Genomic DNA, 14,897 nt, shown 5'->3' with positions numbered 1-14,897 from the left:
TCCGGTAGGTACAGCTAACCACCGGAGGTCTCTCCCACCTCGGATCGCAGCTCGACGGTGCGGCTTCGAGGTCGGCAGCCCCGGAACGACATCGGTGTCGCACGTGTTGACGGAACTGCCGCGGGTTAGGGGATACTCCCCTCCACGTCTCCCATTCAACCACACGCGGGTCGCGGCATCGAACCGTGCCGCCGGCCCTACTCCGCCGGCGCCGACGCCTCCCCGTCCCCGCCGCCGCGGATCGAGAACAGCAGGCCGTCGAGTTCCTCCGGTTTGACCAGGACCTCCCGCGCCTTGGACCCCTCGCTGGGACCGACGACGCCGCGGGTCTCCATCAGATCCATCAGCCGACCCGCCTTCGCGAAGCCGACGCGCAGCTTGCGCTGCAGCATCGACGTCGAACCGAACTGGCTCGACACCACCAGCTCGACCGCCTGCAGGAGAACGTCGAGGTCGTCGCCGATGTCGGGGTCGACGTCCTTCTTCTCGCCCGCCTTCGCCGTCGTGACGCCCTCGGTGTACTCCGGTTCCTTCTGGTTCTTGGCGAAGTCGACGACGGCCGCGATCTCCTCGTCGGTGATGAACGCGCCCTGCATCCGGATCGGCTTTCCGGCGCCCATCGGCAGGAACAGGCCGTCGCCCATGCCGATGAGCTTCTCGGCACCGGGCTGGTCGAGGATGACCCGGGAGTCGGTCAGCGACGACGTGGCGAACGCGAGCCGCGACGGCACGTTCGTCTTGATCAGGCCGGTCACGACGTCCACCGAGGGCCGCTGCGTGGCGAGCACCAGATGGATGCCGGCGGCGCGGGCCTTCTGGGTGATCCGCACGATCGCGTCCTCCACGTCGCGCGGGGCCGTCATCATCAGGTCGGCGAGCTCGTCGACGATCGCCAGGATGTACGGGTAGGGCCGGTAGACGCGCTCGCTGCCGAGCGGCGCGGTGATCTCGCCGGACCTGACCTTGGTGTTGAAGTCGTCGATGTGCCGCACCCGGTTGGCCTGCATGTCCTGGTAGCGCTGTTCCATCTCCTCCACCAGCCACGCGAGGGCGGCGGCCGCCTTCTTCGGCTGGGTGATGATGGGCGTGATCAGGTGCGGGATGCCCTCGTAGGGCGTGAGCTCGACCATCTTCGGGTCGATGAGGATCATCCGGACCTCGTCCGGCGTGGCGCGCACGAGCAGCGACACCAGCATCGAGTTGACGAAGCTCGACTTGCCGGAGCCGGTGGAGCCGGCGACCAGCAGGTGCGGCATCTTCGCCAGGTTCGCGCAGACGAAGTCGCCCTCGATGTCCTTGCCGAGCCCGATCACCAGCGGGTGGTGGTCTTTGCGGGTCGACGGTGCGGCGAGCACATCGGCGAGACGCACCAGCTCACGATCCGAGTTCGGGACCTCGATGCCGACCGCGGACTTGCCGGGGATCGGCGCGAGCAGTCGCACGTTGTCGGTGGCCACGGCGTAGGCGATGTTGCGGGCGAGTGCGGTGATCTTCTCGACCTTCACACCCGGGCCGAGTTCCACCTCGTACCGCGTGACCGTCGGGCCGCGGGTGAAGCCGGTGACGGCGGCGTCGATCTTGAACTGCTCGAGCACCTCGGTGATGGCCTCGATCATCTGATCGTTCGCCGAGCTGTGCTGCTTGGGTGGGTCGCCCTCGAGCAGCAGCCCGAGCGACGGCAGGGTGTAGTCGCCCTCGACCACCCGATCGGGCACGAGCGGCTCGAGCTTGTCGTCGGCGGGTGGCTCCTCCGCCGGCGGGACCGGTGCGGGGGCCGCCTTGGGCCGGGTGCGGGCCCGCGGCGGTTCCGGCGCCGGGTCCGGTTCGGGTTCGGGTGCCGGCGGCGTGGCGGGCGCCGGATCCGGCTCCCACAGGGGCAGCACCTCGGTGCGGGCGTCGCCGTCGAACTCGTCCGTGGGGTAGTTCTCGACCGGGGTGCGCCGCCGGGTCCGGGTGCGCCGCTCGACGGGATAGCCGTCGGCGTCGAACAGGGTCGGGTCGCGCTCCGGGTCGTAGCCGCCGGCAGGGTCCGGGTCGTACTCGCCGTACTCGTCGTCGGCTCGGTAGTGCAGACCGAAGTAGTCGCGGAACATGCCGGGCAGTTCCCGGATCGTCGTGCCGGTGAGCAGCAGGATCCCGAAGCCGGCCGCCATCAGCAGCAACGGAACCGACAGCCACACCGTCAGACCGTCGGTGAGGGGTCCGCCCACCAGGTAGCCGACGAACCCGGCGCCGCCCTCGCGGCCCGGGCCGTCGTCCGGCATACCCGAGGCGATGTGCCACAGGCCGAGTGCGGGAAGCGCGACGAGCAGCGACCCGAGGACGAGCCGGGGCCGGATCTCCGGCCGCGGCTCGGTGCGCATGAGGACGACGGCGATCACGAGGCCGGCCAGCGGCAGCACCGCGCTGGCGCCGCCGACGACCGCGCGGACTGCGGTCTCGAGCCAGCCCCCGAGCGGGCCACCGACCGCGAACCAGACGGTGCCGGCGACGACGACGCTCGCGGCGATGAGCCCGAGGGCGATGCCGTCGCGGCGGTGGCCGTGCTCGACCTCCGTCACCCTGCCCATCGTGCGGGTGGTGGCGCCCACACCGCGGGCGATCATCGTCCAGCCGCTCCCGATCCCGCGACCGAGCGTGTGCAGGACGCTGCCCCGCGACGAGCGGGCGGGCGCCTTGCGCCGGGGGGTGGTGGCGCGGGCCGGGCGCCGCGCGGCCGGTTGCCGGCGGGTCGTCGGGGCGGGCTTGCGGGTGCTGCTCTTCGTCCGCGACGACGAGCCCGCGGCGGCGGACGAGCCGCGCGCGCCCGACCTCGACCGTGAGGTCGTTGACGACGATCCGCGGGCACCCGACTTTCCTGCCATACCCGTCAGGTTAGTCGCAATGTCCACAACCGAACCATCCGCAACACCGGCATCAGCCGCACGCGGTGGTCACACCGGCGCCGGGACGGATCAGATGCCGCGACCGGATGCGGCGACCTCCGCGACGTCGGCCGCCTCCCCGGACGTCTCGACGCGCACCTCGTCGCGGCCGAACGCATGCAGGAGCAGCTCGGCGGGTTCGCCGCGCAGGACCACGGTGCGCGGCCCGCGACGCCGGACCGTCGCGCGGGTGCCGTCGGGGCGTTCGAACACCACCGTGACGTCGGTGCCGCGATAGCCGCGCCGGCCGACCTGCCGGGCCATCTGCCACAGGCGGTCCTGGGTCGACGGGTCGAGCGGTCGCGGCTCCCACCCGGGCGCGGCGCGCCGCACGTCCTCGTGGTGGACGAACATCTCCGCGGCATTGGCGAGTCCGTCGACGAGGTACAGCGGCGACCAGATCGGCGGTCCGGACTCGATGTCGGCGAGCAGTTGCTCCCACGACCCTCCCGCCGCCTCGGCGCGCACCCGCTCGGTGTGCCCGGCCAGGGGTGGCAGGACGATGCCTGGCATCGTGTCGATCCGGCGTTCGCGGACCACGAGGTGGGCGGCGAGGTCCCGGGCGGTCCAGTCCCCGCACAGGGTGGGGGCGTCGGGACCGGTCTGTGTCATGGTGCGGACGAGTGCGTGTCGTTCGTCACGGGCGAGGCTCACGCGGCCCACTGTAGTGCCGGACCGGTCCGGTAGCGCCGGACCGTCCGGCACGGCAGGGTGCGGTTGCGCCAGCGCGGCTACGCCGGGCCCGGGACGGTGATCACCGTCGGCACGATCATCGGCCGGCGACGGTAGGTGTCGGACACCCAGCGCCCGACGACACGGCGGATCGCCTGGGCGATGCGGTGGGCGTCGTCGATACCCTCGGCGGCGAGCTCGTTGAGGACCTTGTCCACGAGTTGCGCGGCCTCGGAGAGCGCTCCCGGGTCGTCGGAGAAGCCGCGGCCGGACACCCCCGGGGTGCTCACGGCGCGACCGTTCTCGTCCACGGCGACGGAGATGGAGATGAAGCCGCCCTCGCCGAGGATCAACCGGTCCGACAGGGTCGATTCGCCGACGTCACCGACGGACAGGCCGTCGACGTAGACGTGGCCGACGGGTACCTGTCCGACGATCTCCGCGAGCCCGTCGACGAGGTCGACGACCACGCCGTCCTCGGCGAGCACGATCCGGTCCCGCGGCACCCCGGTCGCTTCGGCCAGCGCCGCGTTGGCCCGCAGGTGCCGCCATTCGCCGTGCACCGGCATCGCATTCGTCGGGCGCACCGCGTTGTACAGGTACAGCAGCTCGCCCGCGGAGGCGTGGCCGGAGACGTGCACCTTCGCGTTCTGCTGGGTGACGACGGTGGCGCCTCGCTTGGCGAGGCCGTTGACGACCGCGAACACCGAATTCTCGTTGCCCGGGATCAGGGAGGAAGCCAGGATGACGAGATCGTCGGCCTTGATGTTGATCTGGCGGTGCTCGCCGCGCGCCATGCGCGACAGCGCGGACAGCGGTTCACCCTGCGAGCCGGTGGAGATCAGCACGAGCCGGTTGTCGGGCAATGTCGCGGCGGTGTCGAGATCGACGACGAGCCCGTCCGGCACCCGCAGGTAGCCGAGGTCCTGCGCGATCTGCATGTTGCGCACCATCGACCGTCCGACGAAGGCGATGCGGCGGTTGTACCGCCCGGCGACGTCGACGACCTGCTGGATGCGGTGCACGTGGCTGGCGAAGGACGCGACGATCACGCGCTGGGTGGCCTTGCCGATGACGTTGTCCAGGACGCCGCCGATCTCGCGTTCGGGCATCACGAAGCCCGGCACCTCGGCGTTGGTGGAGTCGACGAGGAACAGGTCGACGCCCTCGTCGCCGAGCCGGGAGAATCCGGCGAGGTCGGTGAGGCGGCCGTCGAGCGGCAACTGGTCGAGCTTGATGTCGCCGGTGTGCAGAACGAGCCCGGCCTCGGTGCGGACGGCGACGGCGAGCGCGTCCGGGATCGAGTGGTTGACGGCGAAGTACTCGCACTCGAACGGGCCGTGCGTGGTCTTGTCCCCCTCGACGACTTCGACGAGGTTGGGCCGCAGCCGGTGCTCGCGGCATTTCGCGGCGACGAGCGCGAGGGTGAACTTCGAGCCCACGACCGGGATGTCGGGACGCAGGCGCAGCAGGAACGGCACCGCCCCGATGTGATCCTCGTGTCCGTGGGTGAGGACGACGGCTTCGACGTCGTCCATGCGGTCCTCGATGTGCCGGAAGTCCGGCAGGATCAGGTCGACGCCGGGCTGCTGGTCCTCGGGGAAGAGCACGCCGCAGTCGATGACGAGGAGCCGGCCCTGATGCTCGAAGACCGTCATGTTGCGGCCGATTTCGCCGATGCCGCCGAGCGCGACGACGCGCAGGCCCTTCGGCGGCGCCTTCGGCGGGGTGCCGAGGCGCCCCGACATGTCCGCCACCTTGCGCGGATCGGGCCGCTGGGTGTTGGCCGAGGTCTGCACGGTCCGGCGCGCGGGCCGGCCGCTGGGCGGTCCGGCGTTGCGGGTGGCGCGGCCCCGGCCGCGCGACGGGCGGCTCACGCGAGCACCCCCGCGGCGTGCAGATCCGCGGCGAGCGCGTCGATCTGCGCAGAGGTCGGCGCCACCTGGGGCAGGCGCGGCTCGCCGACGTCGAGACCCATCAACCGCAGACCTGCCTTCGACGCGCTCACCCCGCCGAGGCGGGAGACGGCGCGCAGGATCGGCATGAGGCTCAGGTTGACCGCGCGGGCGCGGACGAGGTCGCCGGCCTGGAAGGCGTCGTACAGCTCGCGCAGCCGGCCGGGAACGAGATGCCCGATGACACTGACGAATCCGACGGCGCCGACGGACAGCCACGGCAGGTTCAGCGGGTCGTCGCCGGAGTAGAACTTCAGGTCGGTGGTGCCGATGAGTTCGGCACCGGCGTTGAGGTCGCCCTTGGCGTCCTTGACCGCCACGATGCGCGGATGCTCCGCGAGCCGTCGCAGCGTCTCCGTTTCGATCGGCACGACCGAGCGCGGTGGGATGTCGTAGAGCATGACCGGCAGGTCGGTGGCGTTCGCGACGGCCGTGAAGTGGGCGTAGAGCCCGGCCTGCGGCGGCCGCGAGTAGTACGGAGTGACGACGAGCAGGCCGTGGGCGCCGGCCCGCGCGGCGTCGCGGGCGAGTTCGACGCTGTGGGCGGTGTCGTTGCTGCCGGCGCCGGCGATGATCTTCGCGCGGTCCCCCACCGCGGCGAGCACGGCGCGCATCAGCTCGAGCTTCTCGTTCTCGGTGGTGGTCGGCGATTCGCCGGTGGTGCCCGCGAGAACCAGCGCATCGCAGCCGCCGTCGACCAGGTAGGCGGCAAGACGCACACCCGCGTCCACGTCGAGCTTGCCGTCGGCGGTGAACGGGGTCACCATCGCTGTGGCGATGGTGCCGAACGGAAGCTCGACAGCAGAAGCGGAATCACCGTTGGTCATGGTCAGAAGGCTACCGCGTGACGGGGGCTGTTCCACACACACCTGCCGGTCAGGTGTCGGCGGCGAAGGCGCTGGCGGCGACCTCGGAGCCGTCGGGCAGGCGGGTGATGGTGAAGTCGCCGAAGATGTTCGGCGCGGCGTCCTGCAGCTGACGCAGGCACTCGACGGCGAGGCGGCGGATCTCGACGTCGGCGTGCTCGGTTGCGCGCATGGCCACGAAGTGCCGCCAGGACCGGTAGTTGCCGGTGACGACGACGCGGGTCTCGGTGGCGTTGGGCAGCACCGATCGCGCGGCCTCGCGGGCCTGTTTCGCGCGGATCGGCCCCTCGGGCAGGTGGGACAGTTTCGCGTCGAGCGCGTCGAGCAGTTCGATGTACGCGGCCCGGCTGGACTCGGCGGCGGCGAGGAACAGTTCCTCGAGCCGCGGATCCCCCGCCACGGCCGGCGGGACCACGACCGGCGCGTCGCTGCCGCGGACGAACCGCTGGGACAGCTGGGAGTAGGAGAAGTGCCGGTGCCGGATGAGCTCGTGGGTGCAGGACCGGGAGATGCCGGTGATGTAGAAGCTCACCGAACCGTGCTCGAGCACGGACAGGTGCCCGACGGTGAGCAGGTGGCGTAGGTACCCGGCGTTCGTGGCCGTGCGCGGGTTGGGCTTGGACCAGCTCTGGTAGCAGGCCCGGCCGGCGAACTCGGCGAGCGCCTCCCCGCCGTCGGCGTCGGTCTCCCAGGGCACGTCGGCGGGCGGGACGAACTCGGTCTTGGCCACCAGCCTGACCTTCAGCGTGACGGGCTCGGGCGCCATCGGTTCTCCTCCAGGTTGTCGATCCAGTCGAACCGTAGCGCCGCCGCGGGCGGCACCGGATGCGGGCCGCGTGTTGACGTCTTGACTGACATCATCGTTGACATCAGTATGGCGTCATGAACCTGGACCCGTACCTGGACGCGATCACCGAGTCCCTCGTCGCCGCCGCGGAGCTCGGCGACGAACAGACCCGCCGGACCGCGGCAGCCCTCGCCACAGCGGTCGCCGCGCCCGCCCGCCTGGCCGTGCTGCGGGCACTGTCGGACATGGCGGCGGAGGTCTCGAAGGAGCTCGGCGACCGGGTGGTCACCGTGCGTCTCGACGGCAGCGCGGCGGTGCTCGAGGTGCACACGGATGCGCCCACCGAAACCACAGGCACCGCACCGACTTTCGAGGACGTCACCGGGGACATCAGCCGGGTGACGCTGCGCCTCGTCGAGCAGATCAAGGCACGCGCCGAGGAGGCGGCGGCCCAGAACGGCGTGTCACTGAACTCGTGGGTGTCGCAGGCCGTCCAGGGGGCGCTGCGCGAGCAGATGCGGTATCAGCGCCGCGCCGACGAGCGCGCCGCGACGCGTCGCGCCGAGGAGACCGGGCCCGGCCCGTCCGCTACGTCGGAACCGTCCGAGCGCAAGGACGGTTGAGCGGGAGGCCGTGCGGTACATTGCCGACGCACGTCACCCGAAAGACGAGGAAGTGAGCCCATGGCCGTCAGCAGTTCCAGCAGTTTCGAGATCAAGGCCGACCCGGGTCGCGTGATGGCGGGAATCGCCGCGGTCGACCGGCTGCCGGAGTGGTCCGGGCCCCACAAGACCGTCGTCGTCGAGACCACCCACCCGGACGGCCGCCCGCACCGTGTGCGCATGACCGTCTCCATCATCGGTCTCCACGACGAGCAGGTGGTGGACTACTACTGGAACGGCGACGAATCGATGTCCTGGACCCTGGTCGAGAGCCACCAGCAGCACCAGCAGGACGGCACCTACACCCTCACCGCCACCGAGAGCGGCACCTGCGTCGACTTCACCCTCACGATCGATCCGAAGATCCCGCTGCCCGGCTTCATGGTCAAGAAGGCGCAGAAGATGGCGATGGAGACCGCCGAGCGGGGCTTGACGAAGTTCGTCGAGCAGCAGCTCTGACGCACCGCGCGGTGTCCGGTGCCTGCGACGTCCCGGACGGTCAGCACTCCTCCGACACGGACACCGCGACGGTCGCCCCGAGTTCGTAGCAGCGTTCACGGACCTTTGCGTCGATCGGCCCGGTGATCTCGAGATCCTCCGTGACCTGCGCCAAGGCGAGGCCGGTGACGAGTTTGCGCACCGAGGCGACGGCGCCCGCGGTGTCGTTGTTGCCGTGTACCCACAACCCGTACGGCCGGCCCGCGACGGCGTCGAGGCACGGGTAGTAGACGGTGTCGAAGAAGTGCTTGAGTGCCCCCGACATGTATCCGAAGTTCGCGGTGGTGCCGAACACGTAACCGTCGGCGGCGAGCACGTCCGGCACGGTCGCGCCCAGCGCCGGCACCGTCCGCACCCGCACGCCCACGATGTCGGGGTCACGCGCCCCGGCCAGCACCGCCTCGAGCAGTTCGCGGGTCGACGGGGACGGAGTGTGGTGGACGACGAGCAGAGTGCGCTCACCGTCGGCGGGGGCCTCGGTCACACCCTGCAGGGTACGTCGCCGACCGATCGGTGTCCCTGCCCCGCAACGACAACCGCAACCGCGGTCAGGCTTCGGCCGGGGCGTGGACCGAGCGAATGTATCGCCCGCTACCGCTGAGGAGATGAACGATACATTCGCTCGACGCCGGGGCGCATGATCAATCGGCGGACTGCGTGCGCTCGAGCTTCTCGAGCGCGACGGCCCGGCGCATGGTCTCCCGGGCCCGGCCGCGGTCGCCGGCGTAGTCGTACGCGCGGGCGAGACGGTAGGAGTTGCGCCAGTTGTCCGGGTCGGCCTCCCACTCCTTCTTGACCCGCTCGAACAGGGCGTCGGCGGCGTCGCGGTCGATCCGGCCCGACGGCCGGCGCGGCAGGTCGCGCACGTCGAGTTCGAGGCCCTCCTCGTGGATCCGCCGGGACAGGTGCTGGTGCTGGAAACCGGCCCGCACGGTGGCGTAGACGATCCACACGCCCACCAACGGCAGCAGCAGCACGCCGATGCCGAGCCCGACGGCCGCGGCGTTGCCGGAGCGCACCAGTTCGAGCCCGCGCCCGCCGAGCAGCACGAAGTAGAACCCCAGCGCGACGACGATGAAGGCGATCGGCGCGAGGACCTTGACCAGGTCGCCCCTCACAGGTCGAGGAGGGGGTCGATGCCGACGGTGAGGCCGGGCCGGCCCCCGATCTCGCGCACGCCGAGCAGCACGCCGGGCGCGAAGGAGGACCGGTCGATCGAGTCGTGGCGGATGGTCAGGGTCTCGCCCTGGGTGCCGAGCAGCACCTCCTGGTGTGCGACGAGCCCGGCCAGACGCACGGAGTGCACCCGCACCCCCTCCACGTCGGCGCCGCGGGCACCCTCGAGTTCGGTGCTGGTGGCGTCGGGGCTGCGGCCCACACCGGCCGCGGCGCGGGCCTGCGCGATGAGCGCCGCGGTGCGGTAGGCCGTGCCCGACGGCGCGTCCGCCTTGTTGGGGTGGTGCAGCTCGATGACCTCGACGGAGTCGAAGAACCGCGCGGCGGCCTGCGCAAAGCGCATCGACAGCACGGCACCGATCGCGAAGTTCGGCGCGATCAGGACGCCGACCTCCGGCTGCGCGGCCAGCCAGCCGCGGACCCGGTCCAGTCGTGCGTCGTCGAATCCGGTAGTGCCGACGACGGCGTGGATGCCGTGCTCGACGAGGAACTGCAGGTTGCCCATCACCACATCGGGGTGGGTGAAGTCCACCACCACCTGCGCCCGGGAGGCGACGAAGTCGTCGAGGCTGTCGCCCCGGTCGACCGCAGCAACGAGCTCGAGGTCGGCGGCCGCCTCGACGGCCGCGCAGATCGCCTGCCCGACCTTGCCCTTGGCGCCGAGCACACCCACCCGAATTGCTGCTGCGTTCACTTGACTCTCCACGCTTCCTCGTCCGATCGCCGTCCCGCAGCAGCCTACGCAACCGGACGACCTCGACCGTGCTCAGCCCGCGGTCACGCGACGAGGACGCGCACCGAGGCGGGCAGGTCCCGGGGCCGGCGGTACGGTCCGGCGACGGCCGCGGCGAACGGCCGGTGCAGCAGTTCGGCGGCGACGGCGCGGACCTCCGCCGCACTCACCGACGAGATCCGCTCGAGCGTCTCGGTGACGCTCCAGTGCGTGCCGTAGCTCAGTTCGCTGCGTCCGATCCGGTTCATCCGGGCCCCGGTGTCCTCGAGGCCGAGGACCAGAGCCCCGCGCAGCGAACCCTTGGCGCGGGCGCACTCGGCCTCGGTGACGCCGTTCTCGGCGACATCGGCGAGCACCTCGCGGACGAGCGCGGCGACCTCACCGAGGTTCTCGGGCTGGCAGCCGGCGTAGACGGAGAACGCGCCGGTGTCGGCGAAGGTGTCCACACCCGAGTACACCGAGTAGGCGAGGCCGCGCTTCTCCCGGATCTCCTGGAACAGCCGTGAGCTCAAGCCGCCGCCGACGGCGGTGTTGAGCACCGACAGCGCCCAGCGCCGGTGGTCGTGGCGGCCGAAGGATCGCACGCCGACCGCCAGGTGGGCCTGCTCGCCGTCGCGGTCGGTGATGCTCAGCGTCGGCGTCGTACGCAGGCGGAGACTGCCCTCGCGGCGCGGGGCGGCGGTCGTGGCGGGGTCGAGGTGCCCGGCGAACGCGCGACGGACCAGTTCCACGGTGTGGTCGTGATCGACATTGCCGGCGACGGCGACGACCATGCGGTCCGGCGTGTACCGCCGCACGTGGAACGAGTGCAACTGGGTACGGGTCATCGCCTCGATCGATTCGACCGAGCCGATGATCGGACGGCCGATCGGGTGGTCGCCGTACAGTGCGGTGAGGAACGCGTCGCCGAGCAGATCCTCGGGATCGTCGTCGCGCATTGCGATCTCCTCGAGGACGACCTGCCGTTCGACGTCGACGTCGGCGCTGCGGCAACGGCCGCGCAGCACGACGTCGGCGACGAGGTCGACGGCCAGGGGCAGATCGTCGTCGAGCACGTGGGCGTAGAAGCAGGTGTGCTCCTTCGCGGTGAACGCGTTGAGCTCGCCGCCGACCCCGTCGACGAGTTCGGCGATGTCGAGCGCGGTCCGGGTCGGGGTGGCCTTGAACAGCAGGTGCTCGAGGAAGTGGGCGGCACCGGCGACGGAGGGCTGCTCGTCGCGGGAGCCGACGCCCACCCAGACGCCGACGGCGGCCGAGCGCACGCCGGGCACGTGCTCGGTGACGACGCGGAGCCCCCCGGGCAGGTGGGTGCGCCGAACCCCGGAGTCGGGCTCGGTGGGTGCCGACGCGGAGGCGACGACGGACGAAACGGCGGCGGACGGAGCGGCGGCGGAGCGGCGGGTGGCGGCCATGAAGATGTTCGACGGTCCTACAGGCGAGTGGGTGTGCTGGACGGAACATCTCACACTACACGCGCCGCCGCGCACCCCTTCCGGTCACCACCCGCGGCGGTGCGGCCGCGACCCGACCAGCTGCCCCTTGGGGGCGACGTCCCTGCTGCGGTAGACCACGTAGGGGCGGAACAGGTATCCGACGGGCGCGCTGAAGGCGTGCACCAGGCGGGTGAACGGCCACAGCGCGAACAGGGCCAGGGCGATCAGCGCATGGAGCTGGAACGACAGGGGTGCCTGCACCATGAGGTCGCCGCGCGGCTGCAGGATCCAGATGGAGCGGAACCACGGCGAGACGGTCTCGCGGTAGTTGTGCTCCTCCCCCACCACACCCGAGCCCATCAGGGTCGTGGCGAGTCCCGCGACGATCGCGGCGACGAGCACCACGTACATCAGCTTGTCGTTGGAGGTGGTGGCCATGAAGACCGGTCCGCGGGTGCGGCGGCGGTAGATCAGCAACAGGATCCCGACGAGGGTGGCGATCCCGGCGACGGTGCCCAGCGTCACCGCCTGCACGTGGTACGCGTGCTGGCTCAGACCGATCGCATCGGTCCACGACTGCGGGATGAGCAGACCGATGACGTGCCCCACGATCACCACGAGGATGCCGAAGTGGAACATCGGGCTGGCGATGCGCAGCAGCTTGCTCTCGTAGAGCTGCGACGAGCGGGTGGTCCAGCCGAACTTGTCGTAGCGGTAGCGCCACCACGTGCCGACGACCACCACGGCGATGGTGACGTACGGCACGACGTCCCAGAAGATCTCCCCTGCGGACATGGTCAGTCGACTCCTTCGGCTCGGGTCTGGGCCGAGACGGTTGCGGTCCGGCGCGGTGGGACGGTGAGGGTGAACGGTTCGAGGCCGATCGCCTCGGCCGGCGGCCCGGCCTCCGCGAGCTGCCGGGCGCGGCGCTCTTCCTGATCGCCGACCGGGGGCAATGTCGCGCACACCGCCTCGATCGCCGCCGCATACGGGGAATCGCGTTCGCCGAGCGCGACCCGGAGCACGTCGATCGGGATGCGGTGCGCGGCGAGCAGCTGCTCCCCCGCGTCCGGGTCGACGGTCGCGGCGAATTCGAGCACCACCGGGAGGTGATCGGGCGCCTCCCCGGGCGGTGGCTCCGCGCCGGCGTCGCGGTAGGCCTGCGCGAACGCGTGGATCGCCGCGCCCCGGTTGCGGGTGTCGCCGCCGGTCCAGTACGTGAGGTACATCGTCGAGCGCCGGCGCATGTCGAACGTGTCGACGTAGTCGGCCTGCGCGGCGAAGGGATCGCCGTCGCGCAGGGCGGCGAGGGTTCGGCCCAGCAGCTCCGCCGGTTCCCCGGTGATGTGCCCGAGAAGCCGGTCGACGGTCGCGAGACGGGACGGCAGTCGCTCGTCGGGGTACGCCAGCAGCAGCGACGCCGCCTGCCGGATCAGCCGGTGCTGCAGGTGCCGCGATGCGGTGTCGCGCGCGCCACGGCGCAGCAGCCCCCTCATCGCCCGCTCCCCCGGTTCTCGACTCGATGCCCGGCCGGGAACAGGCCCTGGGGCACGCCCTTGCCGTCCCAGTTGAGCAGGTTCACGCGGGAGGGATTCGACGCGTTCGCCGCCATCCCCTCGGAGGTCTGCCGCTGCCGGAGCGCGTGGAAGGTTTCCACCGCGACGGGAACGGGACCTCCGCTGGCCTCGCCGAACGGCCCGGAGTCGTACATGCCGGGGCCGCCCTCGAACGACAACGCGCAGTCGGTGGCGGATTCCTCGAGCTGGTGGCCGTCGGCCGCGTAGGCGGTCGGGATCACGTACCGCTCGTCGTACTTGGCGAGGGCGAGCAATCGGTACATCTCGTACATCTGCTCCTCGGTCATGCCGACGGCGTCGGGGATGTCCGGCCGCGTGTCCCGGCCCAGGTTGATGTCGCGCATGTACGAGCGCATCGCGGCGAGCCGGTGCAGCACCGCTTCGACGGCGTCGGTGTCGCCCGCCGTGAACAGTCCCGCCAGGTACTCGATCGGGATGCGCAGCGATTCGAGCGCACCGAACAGGTTCCCGATGTCCTCGCCGTCGTGGCCGTCGCGGGTCACCGCGTCGACGACCGGCGAGAGCGGCGGCACGTACCAGACCATCGGCATCGTGCGGTACTCCGGGTGCAGCGGCAGCGCAACCCGATACGTGTTGATCAGCGCGTACACGGGCGACCGCTGGGCGGCCTCGATCCACTCGTCGGAGATGCCCTCGGCGCGGGCGCCGGCGATCACCTCCGGGTCGTGGGGGTCGAGCAGCACCTGCCGCTGTGCCTCGTAGAGGTCCTTCTCGTCCTCGACGGACGCGGCCTCGAGCACCCGGTCGACGTCGTAGAGCACGAGCCCGATGTACCGCAGCCGGCCCACGCAGGTTTCCGCGCACACGGTGGGCAGGCCTACCTCCACGCGCGGGTAGCACAGCGTGCACTTCTCGGCCTTGCCGGTCTTGTGGTTGAAGTACACCTTCTTGTAGGGGCAGCCGGACACGCACATCCGCCAGCCGCGGCAGCGGTCCTGGTCGACGAGAACGATGCCGTCCTCGACACGCTTGTACATCGCTCCCGAGGGGCACGACGAGACGCACGACGGATTCAGGCAGTGCTCGCAGATACGCGGCAGGTAGAACATGAAGGTCTGTTCGAGTTCGAGCCGGACCTGCTCGCCGACCTTCTTCAGCACCGGGTCGGCGGGGACGATCTCCGGCGAGCCGCCGAGGTCGTCGTCCCAGTTCGCCGACCATTCGACCTTCATCGGCTTGCCGCTGATCAGGCTGCGCGGCGGCGCCACGGGGATCTGGTCGCCGAGCGGCGCGGTGGTGAGGTTCTCGTAGTCGTAGGTCCACGGTTCGTAGTAGTCGCCGATCGCCGGCATCTTCGGGTTCGAGAAGATCCGGAACAGCTTGTTCCACCGGCCGCCGTCGCGCAGCCGCAGCCGGCCGTTCCGGTCGCGGATCCATCCGCCGCGCCAGCGTTCCTGGTCCTCGTACATACGGGGATATCCCAGGCCGGGCCGGGTCTCGACGTTGTTGAACCACACGTATTCGGTGCCGGAGCGGTTGGTCCAGGCCTGTTTGCAGGTGACCGAGCACGTGTGGCAGCCGATGCACTTGTCGAGGTTCATGACCATCGCCATCTGGGCCATCACCTTCATGCCGGCCTCGCTTCCCGGATCG

The 14,897-nt window shown here is 70.9% G+C and carries 14 protein-coding genes; 2 read left to right on the top strand and 12 right to left on the bottom strand.

The genetic code is table 11. The annotated features are described in order from the left end of the window. Positions 1-197: 197 nt before the first annotated feature. The 5 genes from ISO16_RS01550 to thyX form a co-directional block, all read right to left on the bottom strand. Positions 198-2,864 carry an FtsK/SpoIIIE family DNA translocase gene (locus tag ISO16_RS01550; protein WP_170914075.1) on the bottom strand — a complete coding sequence of 889 codons (2,667 nt, stop codon included), beginning with the start codon at positions 2,862-2,864 and terminating at the stop codon, positions 198-200. Positions 2,865-2,954: 90 nt separating this feature from the next. Beyond that, a complete protein-coding gene (locus tag ISO16_RS01545) occupies positions 2,955-3,578 on the bottom strand; it encodes a TIGR03085 family metal-binding protein (RefSeq protein ID WP_029543318.1) in 624 nt (207 codons plus the stop codon). 77 nt (positions 3,579-3,655) lie between these two features. Then, on the bottom strand, positions 3,656-5,473 hold the full coding sequence (locus ISO16_RS01540) for a ribonuclease J (RefSeq protein WP_006948291.1): 1,818 nt from the start codon (positions 5,471-5,473) through the stop codon (positions 3,656-3,658). After that, the gene (gene dapA / locus ISO16_RS01535) at positions 5,470-6,378 is read right to left on the bottom strand and encodes a 4-hydroxy-tetrahydrodipicolinate synthase (protein WP_006948292.1); all 909 of its coding nucleotides are present in this window, start codon (positions 6,376-6,378) and stop codon (positions 5,470-5,472) included. The genes ISO16_RS01540 and dapA overlap by 4 nt, the downstream gene beginning before the upstream one ends. A 49-nt stretch (positions 6,379-6,427) precedes the next feature. Next, a complete protein-coding gene (thyX, locus tag ISO16_RS01530; RefSeq protein WP_006948294.1) occupies positions 6,428-7,183 on the bottom strand; it encodes an FAD-dependent thymidylate synthase in 756 nt (251 codons plus the stop codon). Between the two features lie 116 nt (positions 7,184-7,299). Between thyX and ISO16_RS01525 the strand changes: the two genes are divergently transcribed. Both ISO16_RS01525 and ISO16_RS01520 read left to right on the top strand, forming a co-directional pair. Next, on the top strand, positions 7,300-7,827 hold the full coding sequence (locus tag ISO16_RS01525) for a toxin-antitoxin system HicB family antitoxin (RefSeq protein ID WP_072635127.1): 528 nt from the start codon (positions 7,300-7,302) through the stop codon (positions 7,825-7,827). Between the two features lie 60 nt (positions 7,828-7,887). Beyond that, positions 7,888-8,325 carry an SRPBCC family protein gene (locus tag ISO16_RS01520; RefSeq protein WP_072635126.1) on the top strand — a complete coding sequence of 146 codons (438 nt, stop codon included), beginning with the start codon at positions 7,888-7,890 and terminating at the stop codon, positions 8,323-8,325. A gap of 40 nt (positions 8,326-8,365) precedes the next feature. Here ISO16_RS01520 and ISO16_RS01515 read toward each other — a convergent pair whose 3' ends face one another. From ISO16_RS01515 to narH, 7 genes are all read right to left on the bottom strand, one after another. After that, entirely contained in the window at positions 8,366-8,848 is a 483-nt protein-coding gene (locus ISO16_RS01515; RefSeq protein ID WP_006948298.1) for a flavodoxin family protein, read from the bottom strand. Between the two features lie 157 nt (positions 8,849-9,005). Continuing rightward, complete coding sequence (locus tag ISO16_RS01510) at positions 9,006-9,482, bottom strand: hypothetical protein (protein WP_006948299.1); 477 nt, start codon at positions 9,480-9,482, stop codon at positions 9,006-9,008. Next, on the bottom strand, positions 9,479-10,234 hold the full coding sequence (gene dapB, locus ISO16_RS01505; RefSeq protein ID WP_170914074.1) for a 4-hydroxy-tetrahydrodipicolinate reductase: 756 nt from the start codon (positions 10,232-10,234) through the stop codon (positions 9,479-9,481). The genes ISO16_RS01510 and dapB overlap by 4 nt, the downstream gene beginning before the upstream one ends. Positions 10,235-10,317: 83 nt before the next feature. Next, positions 10,318-11,685: a M16 family metallopeptidase gene (locus ISO16_RS01500; protein WP_029543310.1), complete on the bottom strand. Its 1,368-nt coding sequence runs from the start codon at positions 11,683-11,685 to the stop codon at positions 10,318-10,320. An 84-nt stretch (positions 11,686-11,769) separates the two neighbouring features. Continuing rightward, positions 11,770-12,501 carry a respiratory nitrate reductase subunit gamma gene (gene narI, locus ISO16_RS01495; RefSeq protein WP_072635124.1) on the bottom strand — a complete coding sequence of 244 codons (732 nt, stop codon included), beginning with the start codon at positions 12,499-12,501 and terminating at the stop codon, positions 11,770-11,772. Between the two features lie 2 nt (positions 12,502-12,503). Next, a complete protein-coding gene (gene narJ, locus ISO16_RS01490; RefSeq protein ID WP_029543308.1) occupies positions 12,504-13,202 on the bottom strand; it encodes a nitrate reductase molybdenum cofactor assembly chaperone in 699 nt (232 codons plus the stop codon). Then, positions 13,199-14,875: a nitrate reductase subunit beta gene (narH, locus tag ISO16_RS01485; RefSeq protein ID WP_072635123.1), complete on the bottom strand. Its 1,677-nt coding sequence runs from the start codon at positions 14,873-14,875 to the stop codon at positions 13,199-13,201. The genes narJ and narH overlap by 4 nt, the downstream gene beginning before the upstream one ends. Positions 14,876-14,897: the final 22 nt, after the last annotated feature.

This window comes from Rhodococcus sp. M8, from assembly GCF_015654185.1.
In the GTDB taxonomy this organism is placed as follows: Bacteria; Actinomycetota; Actinomycetes; order Mycobacteriales; family Mycobacteriaceae; genus Rhodococcus; species Rhodococcus aetherivorans.
The sequence above is the reverse complement of the archived record's forward strand: the minus strand, read 5'-3'. Positions and strand labels throughout refer to the sequence as shown.

Bases quoted from the DNA above. Each gene is read 5' to 3' on its own strand.
- ISO16_RS01525 (WP_072635127.1), top strand. From the start codon at position 7,300: ATGAACCTGGACCCGTACCTGGACGCGATCACCGAGTCCCTCGTCGCC.
- ISO16_RS01520 (WP_072635126.1), top strand. From the start codon at position 7,888: ATGGCCGTCAGCAGTTCCAGCAGTTTCGAGATCAAGGCCGACCCGGGT.
- ISO16_RS01500 (WP_029543310.1), bottom strand. From the start codon at position 11,685: ATGGCCGCCACCCGCCGCTCCGCCGCCGCTCCGTCCGCCGCCGTTTCG.
- narI (WP_072635124.1), bottom strand. From the start codon at position 12,501: ATGTCCGCAGGGGAGATCTTCTGGGACGTCGTGCCGTACGTCACCATC.
- narJ (WP_029543308.1), bottom strand. From the start codon at position 13,202: ATGAGGGGGCTGCTGCGCCGTGGCGCGCGCGACACCGCATCGCGGCAC.
- thyX (WP_006948294.1), bottom strand. From the start codon at position 7,183: ATGGCGCCCGAGCCCGTCACGCTGAAGGTCAGGCTGGTGGCCAAGACC.
- dapA (WP_006948292.1), bottom strand. From the start codon at position 6,378: ATGACCAACGGTGATTCCGCTTCTGCTGTCGAGCTTCCGTTCGGCACC.
- ISO16_RS01550 (WP_170914075.1), bottom strand. From the start codon at position 2,864: ATGGCAGGAAAGTCGGGTGCCCGCGGATCGTCGTCAACGACCTCACGG.
- narH (WP_072635123.1), bottom strand. From the start codon at position 14,875: ATGAAGGTGATGGCCCAGATGGCGATGGTCATGAACCTCGACAAGTGC.